At 41.1% G+C, this 19313-nt stretch carries 17 protein-coding genes and 1 other RNA gene; 7 read left to right on the plus strand and 11 right to left on the minus strand.

The genetic code is table 11. From position 1 onward, the window contains the following. Window positions 1–251: 251 nt before the first annotated feature. Entirely contained in the window at window positions 252–2156 is a 1905-nt protein-coding gene (dnaK, locus tag A1QC_RS02440) for a molecular chaperone DnaK (RefSeq protein ID WP_017024422.1), read from the minus strand. Between the two features lie 240 nt (window positions 2157–2396). Beyond that, complete coding sequence (grpE, locus tag A1QC_RS02445; RefSeq protein WP_017024423.1) at window positions 2397–3011, minus strand: nucleotide exchange factor GrpE; 615 nt, start codon at window positions 3009–3011, stop codon at window positions 2397–2399. Between the two features lie 151 nt (window positions 3012–3162). Between grpE and nadK the strand changes: the two genes are divergently transcribed. From nadK to bamE, 3 genes are all read left to right on the plus strand, one after another. Further along, the gene (nadK, locus tag A1QC_RS02450) at window positions 3163–4047 is read left to right on the plus strand and encodes an NAD(+) kinase (RefSeq protein WP_017024424.1); all 885 of its coding nucleotides are present in this window, start codon (window positions 3163–3165) and stop codon (window positions 4045–4047) included. A gap of 189 nt (window positions 4048–4236) precedes the next feature. After that, window positions 4237–5901 carry a DNA repair protein RecN gene (recN, locus tag A1QC_RS02455; protein ID WP_017024425.1) on the plus strand — a complete coding sequence of 555 codons (1665 nt, stop codon included), beginning with the start codon at window positions 4237–4239 and terminating at the stop codon, window positions 5899–5901. 262 nt (window positions 5902–6163) lie between these two features. Beyond that, window positions 6164–6529: an outer membrane protein assembly factor BamE gene (bamE, locus tag A1QC_RS02460; RefSeq protein ID WP_017024426.1), complete on the plus strand. Its 366-nt coding sequence runs from the start codon at window positions 6164–6166 to the stop codon at window positions 6527–6529. Window positions 6530–6673: 144 nt separating this feature from the next. Here bamE and A1QC_RS02465 read toward each other — a convergent pair whose 3' ends face one another. Next, entirely contained in the window at window positions 6674–6982 is a 309-nt protein-coding gene (locus A1QC_RS02465) for an RnfH family protein (RefSeq protein ID WP_017024427.1), read from the minus strand. Window positions 6983–7006: 24 nt separating this feature from the next. Further along, window positions 7007–7441, minus strand: a complete 435-nt coding sequence (locus tag A1QC_RS02470) for an SRPBCC family protein (protein ID WP_017024428.1) — start codon at window positions 7439–7441, stop codon at window positions 7007–7009. Between the two features lie 112 nt (window positions 7442–7553). Between A1QC_RS02470 and smpB the strand changes: the two genes are divergently transcribed. Both smpB and ssrA read left to right on the plus strand, forming a co-directional pair. Next, a complete protein-coding gene (gene smpB / locus A1QC_RS02475; protein ID WP_017024429.1) occupies window positions 7554–8039 on the plus strand; it encodes an SsrA-binding protein SmpB in 486 nt (161 codons plus the stop codon). 160 nt (window positions 8040–8199) lie between these two features. Next, window positions 8200–8566: a transfer-messenger RNA gene (gene ssrA, locus A1QC_RS02480) on the plus strand. A 147-nt stretch (window positions 8567–8713) separates the two neighbouring features. Here ssrA and A1QC_RS02485 read toward each other — a convergent pair. After that, window positions 8714–9568: a PA4780 family RIO1-like protein kinase gene (locus A1QC_RS02485; RefSeq protein ID WP_026025729.1), complete on the minus strand. Its 855-nt coding sequence runs from the start codon at window positions 9566–9568 to the stop codon at window positions 8714–8716. A gap of 288 nt (window positions 9569–9856) precedes the next feature. Here A1QC_RS02485 and ahpC point away from each other — a divergent pair, with 288 nt between their 5' ends. Next, a complete protein-coding gene (gene ahpC / locus A1QC_RS02490; RefSeq protein WP_017024431.1) occupies window positions 9857–10414 on the plus strand; it encodes an alkyl hydroperoxide reductase subunit C in 558 nt (185 codons plus the stop codon). 183 nt (window positions 10415–10597) lie between these two features. Then, on the plus strand, window positions 10598–12166 hold the full coding sequence (ahpF, locus tag A1QC_RS02495) for an alkyl hydroperoxide reductase subunit F (protein ID WP_017024432.1): 1569 nt from the start codon (window positions 10598–10600) through the stop codon (window positions 12164–12166). A 122-nt stretch (window positions 12167–12288) separates the two neighbouring features. On the opposite strand, the gene A1QC_RS02500 is transcribed toward ahpF, so the two are convergent. The 6 genes from A1QC_RS02500 to cyoB all read right to left on the minus strand — a co-directional run bounded on the left by A1QC_RS02500 (window position 12289) and on the right by cyoB (window position 19312). Then, the gene (locus A1QC_RS02500; protein ID WP_017024433.1) at window positions 12289–14061 is read right to left on the minus strand and encodes a SulP family inorganic anion transporter; all 1773 of its coding nucleotides are present in this window, start codon (window positions 14059–14061) and stop codon (window positions 12289–12291) included. Window positions 14062–14285: 224 nt separating this feature from the next. Then, a complete protein-coding gene (locus A1QC_RS02505) occupies window positions 14286–14957 on the minus strand; it encodes a 2OG-Fe(II) oxygenase (RefSeq protein ID WP_017024434.1) in 672 nt (223 codons plus the stop codon). Between the two features lie 493 nt (window positions 14958–15450). Further along, window positions 15451–16323 (minus strand): heme o synthase, encoded by an 873-nt coding sequence (cyoE, locus tag A1QC_RS02510; RefSeq protein ID WP_017024435.1) that lies wholly within the window; start codon window positions 16321–16323, stop codon window positions 15451–15453. A 7-nt stretch (window positions 16324–16330) separates the two neighbouring features. Next, on the minus strand, window positions 16331–16666 hold the full coding sequence (gene cyoD / locus A1QC_RS02515; RefSeq protein WP_017024436.1) for a cytochrome o ubiquinol oxidase subunit IV: 336 nt from the start codon (window positions 16664–16666) through the stop codon (window positions 16331–16333). Continuing rightward, a complete protein-coding gene (cyoC, locus tag A1QC_RS02520) occupies window positions 16666–17277 on the minus strand; it encodes a cytochrome o ubiquinol oxidase subunit III (RefSeq protein WP_017024437.1) in 612 nt (203 codons plus the stop codon). The genes cyoD and cyoC overlap by 1 nt, the downstream gene beginning before the upstream one ends. After that, the gene (gene cyoB / locus A1QC_RS02525; protein WP_017024438.1) at window positions 17267–19312 is read right to left on the minus strand and encodes a cytochrome o ubiquinol oxidase subunit I; all 2046 of its coding nucleotides are present in this window, start codon (window positions 19310–19312) and stop codon (window positions 17267–17269) included. Before cyoB ends, cyoC begins: the two co-directional genes overlap by 11 nt. Window position 19313 lies beyond the last annotated feature (1 nt).

A 19313-nucleotide genomic window follows, 5' to 3' on the forward strand; every position in this document is an offset into this window, starting at 1 on the left:
GGTATTGTATTTTTGACTATAGAAAAGCTATATCTAGCTAGATAATCCGATATACCCATTCAGGCTTAAACCTTTCAGTAGAAGTGATTATCTAGCGGGACAAGGCTCAAAAACTTGTTTGTCGCAAATTTACTATCTAGCAGATCGAAAATTGCGGGCGTGAGAGTCAAACTCTAAACGCCCGCAGTTTATTGTTAGCCACTTTTCACCGCAATGAAGAGTGGCTGACTCGACTCACTAATCATGATTGATTATTTTTTGTCTTCGTCTTTAACTTCTTCAAACTCAGCGTCGACTACATCGTCTTCAGGTTTAGCTTGTTCGCCACCTTCAGCTTGCTGTGCTTTTTGTTGAGCGATTTCCATCAGTTTTTGAGCAGCAGCTGCTAGCTCTTGAACTTTCTCATCGATAGCGGCTTTATCGTCACCAGACTTAACACGCTCTAGCTCACCAATCGCTTTTTCGATATTCGTTTTATCTTCATCTGGAAGTGCGTCACCTGCTTCTTCCATTTGCTTACGAGTACCGTGAATCATTTGGTCAGCTTGGTTACGAGTAGTCACTAACTCTTCGAACTTTTTGTCCGCTTCTTTGTTAGCTTCAGCTTCTTGTACCATTTTCTCGATTTCTTCGTCGCTTAAGCCACCATTCGCTTGAATCGTGATTTTTTGCTCTTTACCGGTCGCTTTATCTTTCGCAGACACGTTCAAGATACCATCTGCGTCCAAGTCGAAAGTTACTTCGATTTGCGGCATACCGCGTGGCGCAGCGTTGATACCTTCTAGGTTAAATTGACCTAGAGATTTGTTGTAAGATGCTTGCTTACGCTCACCTTGCAATACGTGAATCGTTACTGCGCTTTGATTGTCTTCAGCAGTTGAGAATACTTGATTCGCTTTAGTTGGAATCGTTGTATTTTTCTCAATCAACTTCGTCATCACGCCGCCCATCGTTTCGATACCGAAAGATAGAGGAGTCACGTCTAGTAGAAGTACGTCTTTTACGTCACCCGCAAGAACGCCACCTTGAACCGCTGCGCCAACTGCAACTGCTTCATCAGGGTTTACGTCTTTACGTGCTTCTTTACCAAAGAATTCAGCAACTTTCTTCTGAACCATTGGCATACGTGTTTGACCACCAACTAGGATTACGTCAGTGATTTCGCTTACGCTTAGGTCTGCATCTGCTAGAGCAACTTTTAATGGCTCAAGAGAACGTTGAACAAGATCTTCAACTAGAGATTCTAGTTTAGAGCGTGTTACTTTTACGTTCATGTGCTTAGGACCAGTCGCATCTGCCGTTACGTATGGTAGGTTCACGTCTGTTTGTTGTGCAGAAGATAGTTCAATCTTCGCTTTCTCAGCCGCTTCTTTCACACGTTGCATAGCCAGTGGATCTTTTTTCAGATCGATGCCTTGCTCGTTTTTGAATTCAGCAACTAAGTAGTTGATTAGGCGTGTGTCGAAGTCTTCACCACCAAGGTGTGTATCACCATTAGTAGAAAGAACTTCAAATGTTTTCTCGCCTTCAACTTCATCAATTTCGATGATAGAAATATCGAATGTACCACCACCAAGGTCATAAACCGCGATAGTGCGATCGCCACCTTGCTTATCAAGACCATAAGCAAGTGCTGCTGCTGTTGGTTCGTTGATGATACGTTTCACTTCAAGACCTGCGATACGGCCAGCATCTTTTGTTGCTTGACGTTGAGCATCGTTAAAGTAAGCAGGAACAGTAATAACTGCAGCCGTTACTTCTTCACCAAGGAAATCCTCAGCAGTCTTCTTCATTTTTTTCAAGATTTCAGCAGATACTTGAGGAGCAGCCATTTTTTGGCCTTTCGCTTCAACCCATGCATCACCGTTATCAGCCTTAATGATTTTGTAAGGCATGATTTCGATATCACGTTGAACTTCTTCGTCTTCGAAACGACGACCGATCAAACGTTTGATTGCGAACAATGTATTTTCAGGGTTAGTGACAGCTTGGCGTTTCGCAGGTTGACCTACTAATGTTTCGCCATCTGTGTAAGCTACTACTGATGCTGTTGTGCGTTCGCCTTCAGCATTTTCAATTACGCGTGGTTTGTCGCCGTCTAATACCGCAACACATGAGTTAGTTGTACCTAAATCAATACCAATGATTCTACCCATTAGAACATTCTCCAAAGAATTTCAGTTATTCAATTTTTGCTGTACCCAGCTTTTTCATATCAATTAGATGGGGGCTCAGAATTGGGATTCAACCCTGTAAGCTAATTTGTTTTCCATTTCGCTATACGTTTTCTGTATGCTAAATAGATAAGGGCGACAAAATGCTTTTCAAGGGGTTGAAACAAAAAAAATGTCGAGTTTTTTAATACTCGACACTTTTTATTTTGTTAACGAAAAGGATTATTTCGCAACCATTACCATTGCAGGGCGAATCACTCGTCCATTTAATTCATAACCTTTTTGCATCACGATCATCACAGTGTTCGATTCGTGATCTGGGCTTTCTTGCATGCCAATCGCTTGATGCAGTTCAGGGTTGAATGCTTCACCTTCAGGGTTGATCGCCACTAAACCAAATTTCGCCACGGTATCAACAAAAGATTTGTGCGTCATATCCACGCCTTCTAGAATCGCTTTCACTGCTTCATCTTCTGGATTGGCTGCTTGAAGTGCACGCTCTAGGTTATCGATAACCGGTAACAATTCTTCCGCGAACTTATTCAACGCATATTTACGCGCTTTATCGATTTCTTGTTCGCTGCGACGACGCATATTTTCAACTTCAGCTTTAGCACGTAATACTGAATCCTGCTGCTCTTTTACTTGCACTTGGCTTGCTACTAATGCCGCTTCAAGTTCTGCGACTAAAGAGCCTTCATTGTTCAGTTCTTCTTGTTCGTTCCAGTCAATATCGCCTTCACCACCGATAGTTTCACCGTCAAGAACATCTTCTACTTCAAGCACTTCGTCTGCTCTTAGTTCTTCTTCGTTTGGCTTATTTTGTTTATCTGTCATGATATCTCCAAGAAATTAATCAACACCATACGCTTGGCCTAACGGAATCGGCACAAAATACTCGCATAGTTTTATACTTCCCTTATTATGGGGACGAAGATTTGTGATTCAAGCGCAAAATGCACATCCTTAGTCAAAGAGTCGACATATTATGCAAAAGCCTTTCAACGTCATCGCAATTATTGGTAAGCCACGCAATCATAAAGCAGTGCAAACCCATAAAGAATTGTTTATTTGGCTAACCGAACAAGGCTATTCAGTATTGGTTGATGATCGCCTCATCGATATTTTAGATGAATTGCCAAAAGAAGTTTTCACCAGTTTAATCGACATTGGACAAGCTGCCGATCTTGCCATTGTGGTCGGTGGAGACGGTAACATGCTTGGCGCGGCAAGAGTGTTATCGCGTTTTGATATCTCTGTGATCGGTGTCAATCGAGGCAGTTTGGGGTTTTTAACCGATCTTAACCCCGAAGATTTTCATGGCTGTTTAGGGCGCGTATTAAAAGGCCATTACTTAGTCGAAGAGCGCTTTTTATTAGAAGCGGAAGTACATCGTCATAATCAAGTCAAAAGCCACAATTCTGCATTAAATGAAGTAGTGCTTCACCCCGGAAAAATTGCCCACATGATTGAGTTTGAAGTGTACATTGATGATCGCTTTGCGTTCTCACAACGCTCTGATGGTTTAATTGTTTCAACACCAACTGGCTCAACGGCGTATTCACTTTCTGGTGGCGGCCCCATTTTATCACCCAGTTTAAATGCCATTTCACTGGTGCCAATGTTTCCACATACCCTCTCAAGTCGCCCATTAGTAGTGGATGGCAATCGCAATATTAAGTTAGTGGTATCCCCTGATAATCGCGGAACTCAAGAAGTCAGTTGTGATGGGCAGATTTCTTTACCCGTCTCCCCTGGTGATGAGATTCATATATTCCAAAGCCCGAGTATTTTGAAGCTTATTCATCCAGAAGATTACAGTTATTACCATGTTCTTCGTAACAAGCTTGGCTGGTCGAGTAAGCTGTTCTAACCTACTGGATACTCGGGAACGACATTAATTGTGACTCGAAACGAGGAAGGATGCCCTAATGATTCTGCGTTCATTAGGGCATTTTTTTATCAAAAATAAAAATTCACACAAAAAAACTTTACTGTATAAAAAGCCAGTATATACTGTTTTTACATACAGTAACTTTCATTATCTTTTAAAGGTGGGTTTATGCTCTCTCATTTAAGTATTAATAATTTTGCGATTGTTAAGTCTTTGCAGCTAGAGCTTTTCAAAGGAATGACAACCATCACCGGTGAAACTGGCGCAGGTAAGTCAATTGCGATTGATGCTTTAAGCTTATGTTTAGGCGGTCGTGCCGATAGCAATATGGTTCGTCCGGGCGAAGAAAAAACCGATATAACGGCGTCTTTTACTTTAGATGACAACATCAATGCCACTCGTTGGTTAGAAGATAATGAATTGCTTGAAAGCAGCGAATGTATTATTCGTCGTATTATCACTAATGAAGGTCGATCTCGTGCGTTCATCAATGGTAACCCTGTGCCATTATCTCAATTAAAAGCGCTAGGCCAAACCTTAGTAAATATTCATGGCCAACACGCTCATCATCAATTGATGAAGCAAGAGCATCAACTTACATTGCTCGATCAATATGCTGGACACCAACAGTTGATTCAAACTAGTAAAAAAGCCTATTCCGATTGGCGCCAATTGCAAAATCAACTCAAAACATTACGAGCCAATAGCCAAGATAATCTCGCCCAAAAGCAGTTATTAGAATACCAAGTGAAAGAGCTAGACGAGCTCGCTTTGGCTGAAAATGAATTTGAAGAACTAGAACAAGAGCACAAAGTGCTTTCAAGCAGTGGGCAAATCGCGGTCACTTGTCAACAAGCCATCAATGAACTTTATGAAGGCGAAGAAGTGAATGCATTAGGCCTACTAAATTCGGTCAGCCACTCGTTAGCAGAATTGGCGGAATTAGACCCTAAGCTATCCCATTTACCTACACTGCTCTCAGAAGCCATAATTCAGCTGGAAGAGACTAATTCAGAACTCCGCCATTATGCTGATAGTATCGATGTTGATCCGGCAAGAATTGCAGAAGTCGAAGACAGATTCAGCAAAGTAATGACAACGGCACGCAAACACCACGTGCATGCGGAAGATCTATACCAGCATCATCAAGAAATAAAAGCACAAATAGACGCATTAGATTGCTCAGAAGAAAAATTTGAGCAGCTTGAACAAAACGTAGCGGCTAAACATGATGTGTTCATCCAAGCTGCGGAAAAATTGAGTAAGAGTCGCAGTCGTTATGCAAAAGAGTTAAATAAACTGATTTCACAAAGCATGCATGAACTGAGCATGGAAAAAGCCCAATTTTGCATTGAGGTGACCGCAGATGAAAAACACGCGGCACCACTTGGTATTGATAGCATTAATTTCCTTGTATCGACCAACCCAGGGCAGCCATTACAAGCGTTGGCGAAAGTCGCATCAGGTGGTGAGCTATCTCGCATTTCATTGGCGATTCAAGTTATTACTGCACAAAAAGTACAAACACCAAGCCTTATTTTTGATGAGGTTGATGTTGGTATCAGTGGTCCAACTGCTAGTGTGGTTGGTAAAATGTTACGTCAATTAGGTGAATCAACCCAAGTATTATGTGTTACCCATTTACCTCAAGTTGCTGGCAGCGGCCATCAACAATTGTTTGTCGCTAAGCAAACAAAAGCAGGTAAAACGGAAACTCGTATTCATCAACTCGATGAAGGCCAACGCATTGATGAGCTTGCTCGTTTATTGGGTGGCAGTACCATTACTGAATCCACAAAAGCCAATGCGAAAGAGCTTTTAATAGCCGCCTAATTCACGGGCACTTCACCAACAACGTGACATTTAAACCTAATTAAAACAACTCTACCTTTAACCATTTAAGTCTATTTTTCTTAAATGGTTAAAGCCATTTGCGATATAAACCCTTCGTTTAAGGTGCTTTATACAAATTTTCTGCAACAAAACTCAAAATTTTATGTCTTATTTGCATCTTTAACACTGTGGGCTTTTACTTCTTGGCTGTGCTTGTTTATCATCGAGTCAGTTTATAGCCTCTAACTCAAAGAAAACTATTATGCATTTTAAAAAGTGGATGGCGATTATCCCTTTAGTTTCAACCCTTTTATTGTCTGGCTGTAGTCTACTTGAGCCTTTGGTATATCGTATCGATATTGCTCAAGGTAACTATGTAGAACAACCGGATGTGGAAAAATTACGCATTGGCATGACCAAAGAACAAGTACGTTATGTTCTAGGGTCACCAATGTTGGTTCAAAATGGGTACCCAGACACATGGTATTACATTTATCATTTCACCCATGGCCATGATGATCCTGAGCAAAAAAACTTTATAGTGAAGTTTGATAGCCAATCACAGAAACTCGCGAGCGCCACCGGTGATTTTGATGTCAATCCAGATTTCAATACACCATTAAACTAATGACCATACAAGTATTCAAAAATAGCTTTTTAAGCTAGCGTTACTTGTATTTGATGCAATCGTTATTAGTTTACATACCAAATTCACATATAAATAAAATGGCCCTCACTTCACAGTAAGGGCCATTTATCTATTTATATCGCTTTATTTCTTTTTAGCTTGTTCTTTTGCCTGCTCGGCGCGTTTACGTCTAATGTCTTTAGGGTCAGCCAGTAAAGGTCGATAAATCTCAATTCTATCTTTGTCCCTAATAGTGGCATCTAACTTAACATTACGACTAAATACCCCGACTTTATTCTCTTTTAAATCTATTTCTGGGTACGCAGCCAAGACACCAGATTGCTCTATAATCTCTTGAACTGTCAGTTCAGAGTCCACAGCCAAATCAAATACTTTTTGTTCATGGGGCAATGCATAAACAACTTCCACATGAATCATCGAGCTATCACTCATATCTTTGTCCTATTTGCATTTCGATCAGTTTTTATAAACATCTTTCGCACGAAGAGTGAATGAATTCACCATATTATTGGTTAGCTCATTAAAAACCTTACCAAACGCCATTTCAATTAACTTGTTGGAGAATTCAAAGTTAAGATTTAATTCCACTTTACAGGCAAAATCATCTAATGGGGTAAACAGCCAAAACCCTGTCAAAGATTGAAAAGGACCATCAACCAATTCCAAATCAATGCGGCGACCTGAAATCATAGTATTTGATGTAGTAAATGTCTTTTTTATCCCAGCTTTAGATACATCAACCGAAGCAACTAAGGCGTTTTCACTGCATTCAATTAACTTAGAACCTGAGCAACCAGGTAAAAACTCTGGATACTTTTCAACATCGTTGACTAAATCATACATTTGCTTGGCACTAAACGAAACCAAAGCTGAACGATTAACCTGCGGCATACTACTTCCTAATTTGATGCACTCAGCAAATTCCCGAAAATAAAGAAAATATTAACAAGAAACGAATAAAAGGATTCGCCAAAATAAAAGCAATCCGTATAATGTCGCCATTATGGCAAAGAAAAAATCAAAATCAAAAGCCGGTAGTAATACTATCGCTCTCAACAAGCAAGCTCGACACGAATATTTCGTTGATGACGAAATTGAAGTCGGTCTAGAGCTACAAGGTTGGGAAGTCAAATCTTTACGTCAAGGTAAAGCCAATATCGCAGAAAGCTATGTTTTTCTTCGCGATGGTGAGGCCTTCCTAAGTGGCGCGTCAATCATACCACTTAATCAAGCCTCTACCCATATTGTGGCGAATCCAACACGTGTTCGTAAACTGTTATTGAATCGTCGTGAGTTAGATAATTTATTTGGTCGAGTGAACCGTGAAGGGATGACGTTAGTTGCCCTATCACTTTACTGGTCAAAATCGTGGGTCAAAATGAAAATTGGCGTTGCGAAAGGTAAAAAACTTCACGATAAACGTGACGATCAGAAAAACCAAGATTGGCAGCGCGATAAAGCTCGCATCATGAAGAGTAGTTTGCGCTAAGCCAATAACAATTGATTTAAAGTTAACCACTTAAATCGTAAGTAACTAGACTCCGAAAGGTTTTATGTTACTATGCGCTTTAAGTAATAAGATACAAGGCGTGAATAACGCTAGCTTGTTGTTTTGATGAGTAGTTCAAAACGAAACAAGTGGAAAACTTGGGGCTGATTTAGGATTCGACGGGAATTTTGAAGTCTTAGGTGCATGTCGTGGGGCGGTTTGCCACGTAAAAAGCCGCAAAAAAATAGTCGCAAACGACGAAAACTACGCACTAGCAGCTTAATAACCTGCTGAGAGCCTTTCTGCCCTAGCTTCCGTTTGTAAGACGGGGAACAACAGAGAGTCAAACCCAAACGAACTCGTGTGGCGTCTCCAGCCTGAGAGACAAAGCATTAAAAATAATTCAGGATAGCCATCAGCTAGCGTGTCGGTTCGCAGGTCGGTGGTGAAATTAAAGATCGACTAAACATGTAGTACCAACGGTGAATGATTTTCGGACGCGGGTTCAAATCCCGCCAGCTCCACCAATCGATTGGAAAGGCCACTAGCTCATTGAGTTAGTGGCCTTTTTGATTTTAGTTTAGTGGAATGCGCTGGCGGGAGTTGAACTCATGCCTCCTATACACCAATACCCGTGATTATCGAGTCAGGAGAGCATAGGTATTATTTGATAGCTACTCTTGCTCTGATTCATTCTTTCTCAATTCACGGGTTTCCGCTTCAAGCCTTGCTGCATCAATTTCATCTAAAATAGCTTCAACATCGGCAAGTTCATCCGACTCTGTAAATAAACCGGTTAACTGAGTATCTGGAAACAATTCCCCTACTTGGTAAAGCTGCCACATTTCTTTGGCATACTCAGTTTTTTCTAGCTCAGGAACATATTGCCCGTAATAGCTACGCATATTGTTTACATCGCGAGCAAACATCCATTCCGCATTATTGTTAGCCGAGGCATTCACCGCTTGTGGTAAATCAATGATAACGGGGCCATATTCATCCACCAACACGTTAAATTCAGACAAATCCCCATGAATAATACCTGCGCAGAGCATGCGTTTAATGTATTCGATCATTTCGGCATGATCTTCTAACGCTTGCTCTGCTGACATCGTAACGTCATTCAAACGTGGGGCTACAAAGCCTTCATCATCGGTGATTAATTCCATTAGCAATACGCCATCAACCACGCCATAAGGTTCAGGGACTCGAACTCCAGCGGCTTTCAAGGCGTACAATGCATCAACCTCTGCACTTTGCCATACGGACTCTTGTTCGCCACGTCCAAACTTAGACCCTTTTTCCATAGCACGAGCGCGGCGGCTGTTTTTAACTTTGCGCCCTTCTCTATATTGCACCGCTTGTTTAAAGCTGCGCTGATTCACTTCTTTATACACTTTGGCACAACGAATTTCGTCACCACAGCGAACGATATAAACGGACGCTTCTTTACCACTCATTAGCTGACTAACCACGTCATCAACGACGCCATCTTCAACTAAAGATTGCATTTGTTTTGGTATTTTCATTACAGGAATGGGACTACTTTTTTGAATTAATGAGAAGGGTGAGTAAGCAGTTTATCTTATTTGAGTGCTTATAGATATTTTTGCTGCTATCCAGTCGAATTATGTAAATGCAACTCACTCGACTTAATCGGCCTCCAAACATTAAAGATAAGTTTTACCTATCAATTCAATAAGAACAATCGTCTTTAACGAGAGACATGAACATGTGAATATACTTTCCGAAAGCAGCGAACTGCTTAATACATAACTCAGCTAATTATTCAGCGACAATATAGGAAATATAAAATTATGATTAACACTCAAATCAAACCATTCAACGCAACGGCATACAAAAATGGTGAATTTGTTGAAGTATCTGAAAAAGATGTACTAGGAAAATGGGCAGTATTTTTCTTCTACCCTGCAGATTTTACTTTCGTTTGTCCGACAGAACTTGGTGATTTAGCCGATCATTACGAAGAACTACAAAAACGTGGCGTAGAAGTGTACTCAGTATCAACCGATACACATTTCACTCACAAAGCATGGCACGACAGCTCTGAGACTATCGGTAAAATTAATTACTACATGCTAGGCGATCAAACGGGCAACATCACCAACAACTTTGGTGTTATGCGTGAAGGTCAAGGCCTTGCTGACCGCGCCACTTTCCTTATTGACCCAGAAGGTACAATTCAAGCGATGGAAATCACAGCTGAAGGTATTGGTCGTGATGCAGAAGACTTGATGCGTAAAGTGAAAGCTGCGCAATATGTTGCTGCTCACCCAGGCGAAGTTTGCCCTGCGAAATGGAAAGAAGGTGAAGAAACACTAGCGCCCTCTCTAGACCTAGTAGGTAAAATCTAATTTCTAATTAGGCTTCGTAGCCAAAATAATTGAAGGCTATATGCTTTATTTGAAGATAAAAGCATAAAAATTTGAGAGTTGGCTGGGCGTATTACCGACGACCAATACACCGGCTGGCTCTCACCTTTAGCTGTCAATAAAAGACTTATCCAGAGTAATCACTGATCCAAGGTATCATCAAAAATGTTAGATATAGCAATTAAAGAACAATTAAAGCAATACCTCCAAAATGTAAAACAAGATGTCCAATTAGTGGTTAGTCTAGATGAAAGTAAAGCCGCTCAAGATATTCTTGCTTTAGCTAATGAGATTGCAGAATTAAGTGATTTCATTACAGTTCAACGCGATGACTCAGCCAGTATTCGCAAGCCTGTAATGACAATATCAAACCCAGAAAAAGATACTCAGCTTCGCTTTGCTGGCTTACCAATGGGACATGAATTCACCTCATTAGTATTAGCGCTATTACATTCTGGCGGTCATCCTATCAAGTTAGAAGCTGAGGTAATCGAACAAATTTCTCAACTAGATAAAAAGCTCGATGTTGAAGTTTTCATTTCGTTATCGTGCCAAAACTGTCCTGATGTGGTTCAAGCCTTCAATATGATGGCTGCGATCAATCCAAACGTTCGCGTGACAATGATTGATGGCGCGCTATTCCAATCGGAAGTGAAAGATCGCGACATTATGGCAGTGCCAAGTGTGTTCATTAATGGTGAGTTATTTGGTCAAGGTCGTATGACTCTTAATGAGATATTAGCCAAGGTTGATGATGGCGCAGCAGAGAAAGCCGCTGCAAGCTTGAATGAGAAAAACCCATACGATGTACTCGTTGTGGGTGGTGGTCCTGGCGGTAGCGCAGCGGCACTTTATGCTGCCCGTAAAGGAATTCGTACCGGTGTGGTCGCCAAACGCTTTGGTGGTCAGGTCATGGATACCATGGCAATTGAAAACTTTATTTCGGTTAAGCGTACCGAAGGTCCACGTTTAGCAACCGATTTAGCTGAGCATTTAAAAGAATATGACGTTGATGTCATTACTGAGCAACAAGCTGACAAAGTAATGGGTCAATCATTTACTGACGATGGTTTTATTCATGTCAGTCTTGAAAGTGGCGCTACCTTGAAAAGTAAAAGTATTATTTTGAGCCCAGGGGCTCGCTGGCGTGAAATGAATGTTCCGGGTGAGCAAGAATATCGCAACAAAGGTGTTGCTTACTGCCCACACTGTGATGGCCCATTATTTAAAGGAAAAAGAACCGCTGTTATTGGTGGGGGTAACTCTGGTATTGAAGCTGCCATTGATCTAGCTGGTATCGTTGAACACGTTACCGTGCTTGAATTTGCCGATGTATTACGTGCCGACCAAGTTTTGATTAACAAAGCGAATTCACTGCCAAATATCGACATCATTACCATGGCACAAACCACTGAAGTCATTGGTGATGGTAAACGAGTAACAAGTTTAAAATACAAAGATCGTCACACTGATGAAATTAAAGAAGTCGAACTTTCAGGTATCTTTGTTCAGATTGGTTTAGTACCTAACACAGAATGGCTTAAAGACAGTGATGTAAAGCTGACCGAGCGTGGTGAAATCATTGTTAACGACCGTGGTGAAACCAGTATGCCAGGCGTATTTGCAGCCGGTGACGCAACCACAGTACCTTACAAGCAAATCATCATTGCGATGGGTGACGGTGCAAAAGCAAGCTTAAGTGCCTTTGATTATCTGATTCGTCAAGACGGTTAATTACGATAAACAGGCTATTAATATAAACAGGTTAATTTAGGGCTCCCCACCCTAAAACTCAAACGAGCTCTCATTTGAGCTCGTTTTCTCCCAATACAATTATCTATGAAGGTTTATTATGATTAAATTTCTACAATCTTGTGCTCAGTTTGATCAGCATCTAGATCTTTCTCTTTTTTCACTTCAGGCACTTGTCCACCATGAAGCGCTTCTTGATAACAACCACTCATCTTGATAGCAAGGTACATGTCGGCACGGATCCGGATACCATCTTCACCAACCTTAACTCCTGACAATTCACACCATTGCTTTAAACGACGCTTATGGCCTGCAAAAACTAAGCGAATACCTCGTTTTTTAAGAATGGTTTGAATGTCATCAACAACCGCCATGACACTTAGATCAAGGTGAGTAAAACTAGCAACTGCATCAATGATCACGCAATTTACATCATTGCTTCCTGCTTCTGCTATGTGATGCATTAATCGACGCTTAAAATGCGCAGCATTAAAGTAAGTTAACGGCGAATTAAAACGATAAATAATGAGGCCGGGAATCGCTTGAGCTTTACCAGAGCTCCCTAAACTTCTAATTGTACCTTTTCCGTCCAAGCCTAAAACCTGATCGGTTGGTCTCATCACAATACGTAAAAATTGGAATAAACCCAACAATACTGCCAAGGTAATTCCTGGAATCACCCCAATCACTAACACGGCAACGAAGGTAATGGTTGATAAATAAAACGCATCTTTATTACGTTTTCGTAAAATCCAAATACCTTTTAAGTCAATCAAAGATAAAGAGGCAATAATCAAAACCACACCTAATGCCGCCACAGGAATGAACTTCAATGGTTGATATGCAAGTACCGCAATAATGGCAATGATAATCGCAGCAATAATAGACACTAGCTGTGTTTTCCCACCATTAGCATCATTCACCGCAGTACGAGAATCCGCCCCACTAATAGCAAATCCTTGTGAAAAAGCTGAAGCTAAGTTCATTAACCCTAACGCGCGAAACTCTTTATCCGCATCAATATCATAGCCATTTTTAGCGGCAAAACTGCGCGCGGTCAGCATCATGCTCACAAAGCTCACCATGGCTAAGTTCAGCGCAGGCATCACCAACTCACGGCTGATCCCTATATCAAATTCAGGGGCTTGGAATACCGGTAAACCACCTTGCACCATACCAACGACATGAACACCTACTGCTTCAAAATCACCAAGCCAAACAAATACACTAGCAACAATGATCGCCAACATCGCCGCAGGCCAAGTCGGTCGAAGTTTTTTGCACGCAATATATACCCCAACCGTCATAGCACTAACCATCAAGGTTTGCCAATGCACATAAACAAGTTGAGAAGGCGCTTCCCATATCTGTTCAATTAAATAAGGTTGATTATAGGTAATACCGAAGACTTTAAAAAATTGCCCAACCACAATCGTAATGGCTACACCATTGAGTAGCCCTAATAAAATCGGTCGGGATAGAAAGTCCGCAAAAACACCAAGCTTAAATTTACTCGCAATTAGACACCACGCGCCTGTCATAGCCGTCATCGTGATCACTAACTGCCAATGCTTGATCGTATCACCTGCCGCTAAAGGGGTCACAACTGCAGCGATTACTGCACACGTTGCGGCATCAGGGCCAACAATTAACTGCTTGGAGGTTCCAACTAAGGCATAAACTAACATAGGCAGCACACAAGAATACAAACCGACAATAGCACTCACACCGGTTAACTGTGCATAAGCAATAGCAACAGGAAGCGCAACAGCGACAACCGACAAAGCCGCTCTTAAGTCATCCGCTAACCACGCTTTATCGTATTGTTTTAATTGTTGTAATCCGGGTAACCATTCTTCTACAAAATTACTTTTCAATTCAATCCACCCTTAACTGAATTCTTAACTTTAGGGGCTATGTATAACTAATCTCAGGTTAGCTAACAAATTCATACTCTTTGCTCATAACTATAGGTAATAATATCGCATAGAGTCGATTTGGTATCTAACATTCTATTCTCAATTTTTATTTATTTTTCTTAATGTTAAATAAAAAAGGGTCAGCCGAAAATTCGACTGACCCATAAAAAACTTGAATGAAATCACCGAGGTGGATCGACTTTATCGATACCAGATGAATTCACTCTATACCAACCCGCAATCGAATAACGATCACGGCTTGCAGGTAATACTTCATGAGGAAATTCCTCACTTAAAAAAGCAACAATGGTTCCAAAACCTGGCGTAACTTTCAAGATTTCCTCTTGCGTTTCATCATGGTACATCACCAATTCCCCCCCATCATCTGCAATCCAATCAGGGTTTAAATATACAACCACACTCAATACTCTATTGGCTTGACCTTTAAAGGCATCTTTATGCTTTTTGTAATAATCACCTGGAGAATAATGGGCAAAATGACTTTCAAATGAAAAGAGCCCTAAGAATAAGTGGCGATTTAAGTAACGCTGTAGATCAGCAGCCCAATCAAGCCATGCTTTTCCAGCATCGCTTTCGCCATTAATCCAGCACACTTCATCTTTGCGTACAAAATTATTCACCATCAAATTATCTTCACGGCCAATCCCGGCACGCTTGAAGTTATTATCGGGCATGGTTTGAACATGTTGATGCAATTTGTAAAGCAATGTAGGTGGAAGCGAATTAGGGTGAATACTATAACCTTGAGTGGCAATATTGGTGGACATTAGATCGAATAATAATTCATCATCGAACTGCTTAGCAGCAAATTCTTCAGTTAAAACAACGTTCATTTTTTACCTCAAAAACACACGCTGCCTCTCCTTCTCTTCTATTACACAGAGAAAACCAAAGAGGTCAGAATAAAGGCTGAGTGTATGTTTAGTTTGAGGTTTAAGCGAGATAAAATTCACACATTTGCAGCATTATCCAAACATAAAAAAACACCAAACTGGGGAGGCTTGGTGTTTTTCGTTTTACTAGCAAACTTGGAGTTATCACTAGATTTACATCGGTAAACATCACTATTCCAATTGAGAACGAAAATTCAAAAAAATCGAACTCAGTGACGCCGTTACCATATACACAGATTGATTAGTCATTGATGGCTTTAATATTGGATATTTATAGCCATAAGCCAAATAAACAATCACACCACAAACTTAAACATTCAGTAACATTTAGCTCATTATGCTTACATTGATGAAAAACAAAACCATCATTAATGAAATATAACATTACCGTAAACGTATTGGTCATATTGCTTATTGTCTACTACGAGTGCATTTAAAACATCACACCAAACGGTACTAGCTCCATACCCAGAACAGCACTAAATGCAGTAACCACTAGTAGCGATGTTTTAAACACCGACTTAGACCATTGAATATAGTTAGACTCATCCATGCTTCTAAAAGTAACTTTTGACCAGCCATAGCAAGAGATGGCGGCGACTGCTAAGTACTCATATCCAGTATGACCAAAAGCATATAAACCCAGTGCAACCAGTGAAAAAGCAACGACATACGCCATCATGTGTTGACGCGCTTTTTGAATGCCCTTAACGACTGGCAATACTGGGATCTCCGCTTCTTCATAGTCTTGCATTCTGAACATGGCAATCGCATACGAATGCGGCATTTGCCATAAACAGAATAAACTAAACAACAGCACCGCTTCCAAGCTAATGTAGTTGGTTACGGCAAGGTAACCAACTAATGGGGGGATAGCGCCCGAGACGCTCCCCACCAAGGTTCCATAAACAGAAGTACGCTTGTACCACATGGTGTAAAAGAACACGTAAAACACATACCCCATTAAAACCATTACGGCCGACAGCGGATTGGCCATTTTGTACAATAATCCTGTGCCCACCAGCAACAATACAATCGCAAATAAGAAAGCATGATCAATATTGATCCCACCTTGGACTAAAATACGGTTTTTAGTGCGAGACATTTTCAAATCAATGTCGCGATCAAAAATGTTATTCACCACACATCCTGAAGCGATAACGAAAGCGACACCCACCATAGTACACACAAGCAACAACAAGCTAACCGGTTCCGATTTGGCGGCGAGGAAAAAACCCGCTAATACCGAAATCAAGTTCCCCATAATGATGCCGGGTTTAGTGATTGATATGTATTCTTTAAACATAATGCGCCTACATCATCATATTGTGGTTTAAGTTCCACATGATCCAAATGGATCCAGCGATAACAATAAACACAATCACAGCGGTAAACACAAACGACACCATATTGAAGATACCCTTTTCAGAGCTATCCATATGCAAGAAGTAGAATAGGTGTACTACTAATTGAAGTACCGCCGTAATAATCAGAATCTCGATAGTAGCTTCTCGTGACAATACGCCAGTGTAAGCAAAATAAAACGGGATCATGGTTAAGATTAACGACAGTACAAAGCCTGTAATATAGCCTTTTGCTCCTGAATCTTGATGAGTGTTACCGTTATTTGATACTGATTGATTTGCCATTAGATCACCCCCAACAAATACACAATAGTGAACACACAAATCCAAACGATATCTAAAAAGTGCCAAAATAAACTTAAACAGTAAAAACGGCCTTTCATTAAATCGTTCAACCCTTTAGTGCTTAGTTGAAAGTAACAAACAGACAACCAGATCAAACCAAAAGTAACGTGTAAACCATGTGTGCCGACCAATGTGAAGAAAGCAGATAAGAACGCGCTACGTTGTGGGCCAAATCCTTCTCCAATCAAGTGATGAAACTCATACACTTCCATCGCGATAAAGCCTAAACCTAATAGTGCAGTAATAAGCAACCAACGCTTTAAGCCTGCAACATCTTCACGTTTCATGGCGATAATGCCAAAACCAAAGGTAATACTACTGAGTAGCAATAACATGGTTTCAACGAACACAAATGGCAGTTCAAAAATATCTTTCCCTGTTGGGCCACCAGCAGTCGCGTTCATAAGCACTGCATAAGTGGCAAATAAAGAGCCAAATAAAATGCAGTCACTCATTAAGTAAATCCAAAAACCATATTGCTTCATTTCATTGGCATCATGGTGATCGTGGTCATCATGATGCCCATGCTCAAGCGCGGTATTAGCTTGCATAATCAGCCTCCATATCTTCATCAGCTTGAGTAGAATTTCTCTGAGCTTGTGCTTTTCTTAATCTCTCTTTATTGGCCGCTTCAATCGCTTTAATTTCATCCACTGACACGTAGTAATCACGATCTTCATTAAAGCTGTGCACAATCGCACTTACGACAATGCCAACAAATCCTACAACCGCTAACCACCAGATGTACCAGATCATGGCAAAACCAAATACCAATGAGAAACCAGAGATATAAATACCTGTCGCGGTATTTTTGGGCATGTGGATTGGCGAATACTCTTCTTCGGCAGCCAAAGTCACTTCAACGCCCGCTTCACCACGTTGTTTTTGATACCAAAATGCATCAATTTCATCGCCTTTCGGTGTTTTAGCAAAGTTATAAAATGGCGGTGGTGAAGACGTTGACCACTCTAAAGTACGCCCATCCCATGGGTCACCAGTTAGATCTAAGTTCTGCTCGCGGTTGCGAATACTCACAACAAACTGGATCGCTTGGCACGCCACACCACAGAAGATAATGAAAGTACCGAATGCTGCAGTTGCCAATAATGGGAAATATTCAGGATCGATATGCTGACTTAAACGACGAGTCATACCCATGAAGCCCAATGCATAAAGTGGAATAAAGGCAAATAGGAAACCAATGATCCAACACCAGAACGCACGTTTACCCCATTTTTCATCCAACATGAAACCGGTCGCTTTCGGGAACCAATAAGTGACACCAGCAAAACAACCAAATACCACACCACCAATAATGACGTTATGGAAGTGAGCAATTAAAAACACACTGTTATGCAATACAAAGTCTGCGCCAGGAACGGCCATAAGTACGCCAGTCATTCCGCCAACGGTAAAGGTGATAAGAAAACCAATCATCCATAACATGGGAGAAGTAAATTCAACACGGCCGCGATACATGGTAAATAGCCAGTTGAAGATCTTAACTCCAGTTGGAATCGAGATAATCATGGTGGCAATACCAAAGAACGCATTAACATTAGCGCCCGAGCCCATGGTAAAGAAGTGATGTAACCAAACCACAAAGGCAAGTACTGTAATCACCACTGTTGCCCATACCAATGAGGTATAACCAAATAATTTTTTACGAGAGAAGGTCGCGACCACTTCTGAGTACACACCGAATATCGGCAAGATCAGAATGTACACTTCAGGGTGTCCCCATGCCCAAATCAGGTTGACGTACATCATCATGTTGCCGCCCATATCATTGGTAAAGAAATGGGTACCGATGTAGCGATCAAGCGTTAATAGCGCAATGGTGACGGTAAGAATTGGAAATGAAATGATGATCAATACGTTGGCGCATAATGAAGCCCAAGTAAATACTGGCATCTTCATCAAAGGCATCGATGGCGCACGCATACGCATAATAGTGGTAAAGAAGTTCACACCAGAAAGCGTGGTACCCACACCAGATATTTGCAGTGCCCATATCCAATAATCGACCCCCGTACCTGGGCTTGCTTTGATTCCAGAAAGTGGTGGATAAGCCAGCCAACCGGTACGTGCAAACTCACCCACGCCTAACGAAAGGTTAGTTAAAATAACGCCGACAACAAATAACCAAAAACTCAAGTTATTCAAATAAGGGAACGCGACATCACGTGCACCAATTTGCAGTGGTACCACAATATTCATCAAACCGATGATCATTGGCATCGCCACAAAGAAAATCATAATAACGCCATGGGCACTAAAGATTTGGTCGTAATGTTCCGGTGGTAAATACCCTGCTTCACCTGCTGATGAAAGCAATTGTTGGCTACGCATCATAATCGCATCCGAGAAACCTCGAATCAGCATGATCAGTGCAACCGCAATGTACATAAAACCAATTTTTTTATGGTCAACCGAAGTAAACCATTCCGACCATAAATATTGCCATTTACCGTAATAAGTAATGGCTGAAACCACTGCAAGCCCAACCAAAGCGATAACCGTTAGTGTCACCACAATAATCGGCTCATGGTATGGCACGCTGTCGAGAGAAAGTCTTCCTAACATA

Source organism: Vibrio rumoiensis 1S-45 (genome assembly GCF_000286955.2).
GTDB classification, from domain to species: Bacteria; Pseudomonadota; Gammaproteobacteria; order Enterobacterales; family Vibrionaceae; genus Vibrio; species Vibrio rumoiensis_A.

Excerpts from the sequence above, each read along its gene's own strand:
- dnaK (WP_017024422.1), bottom strand. The coding sequence starts at position 2,156 with ATGGGTAGAATCATTGGTATTGATTTAGGTACAACTAACTCATGTGTT.
- grpE (WP_017024423.1), bottom strand. The coding sequence starts at position 3,011 with ATGACAGATAAACAAAATAAGCCAAACGAAGAAGAACTAAGAGCAGAC.
- nadK (WP_017024424.1), top strand. The coding sequence starts at position 3,163 with ATGCAAAAGCCTTTCAACGTCATCGCAATTATTGGTAAGCCACGCAAT.
- recN (WP_017024425.1), top strand. The coding sequence starts at position 4,237 with ATGCTCTCTCATTTAAGTATTAATAATTTTGCGATTGTTAAGTCTTTG.
- bamE (WP_017024426.1), top strand. The coding sequence starts at position 6,164 with ATGCATTTTAAAAAGTGGATGGCGATTATCCCTTTAGTTTCAACCCTT.
- A1QC_RS02465 (WP_017024427.1), bottom strand. The coding sequence starts at position 6,982 with ATGAGTGATAGCTCGATGATTCATGTGGAAGTTGTTTATGCATTGCCC.
- A1QC_RS02470 (WP_017024428.1), bottom strand. The coding sequence starts at position 7,441 with ATGCCGCAGGTTAATCGTTCAGCTTTGGTTTCGTTTAGTGCCAAGCAA.
- smpB (WP_017024429.1), top strand. The coding sequence starts at position 7,554 with ATGGCAAAGAAAAAATCAAAATCAAAAGCCGGTAGTAATACTATCGCT.
- A1QC_RS02485 (WP_026025729.1), bottom strand. The coding sequence starts at position 9,568 with ATGAAAATACCAAAACAAATGCAATCTTTAGTTGAAGATGGCGTCGTT.
- ahpC (WP_017024431.1), top strand. The coding sequence starts at position 9,857 with ATGATTAACACTCAAATCAAACCATTCAACGCAACGGCATACAAAAAT.
- ahpF (WP_017024432.1), top strand. The coding sequence starts at position 10,598 with ATGTTAGATATAGCAATTAAAGAACAATTAAAGCAATACCTCCAAAAT.
- A1QC_RS02505 (WP_017024434.1), bottom strand. The coding sequence starts at position 14,957 with ATGAACGTTGTTTTAACTGAAGAATTTGCTGCTAAGCAGTTCGATGAT.
- cyoE (WP_017024435.1), bottom strand. The coding sequence starts at position 16,323 with ATGTTTAAAGAATACATATCAATCACTAAACCCGGCATCATTATGGGG.
- cyoD (WP_017024436.1), bottom strand. The coding sequence starts at position 16,666 with ATGGCAAATCAATCAGTATCAAATAACGGTAACACTCATCAAGATTCA.
- cyoC (WP_017024437.1), bottom strand. The coding sequence starts at position 17,277 with ATGCAAGCTAATACCGCGCTTGAGCATGGGCATCATGATGACCACGAT.
- cyoB (WP_017024438.1), bottom strand. The coding sequence starts at position 19,312 with ATGTTAGGAAGACTTTCTCTCGACAGCGTGCCATACCATGAGCCGATT.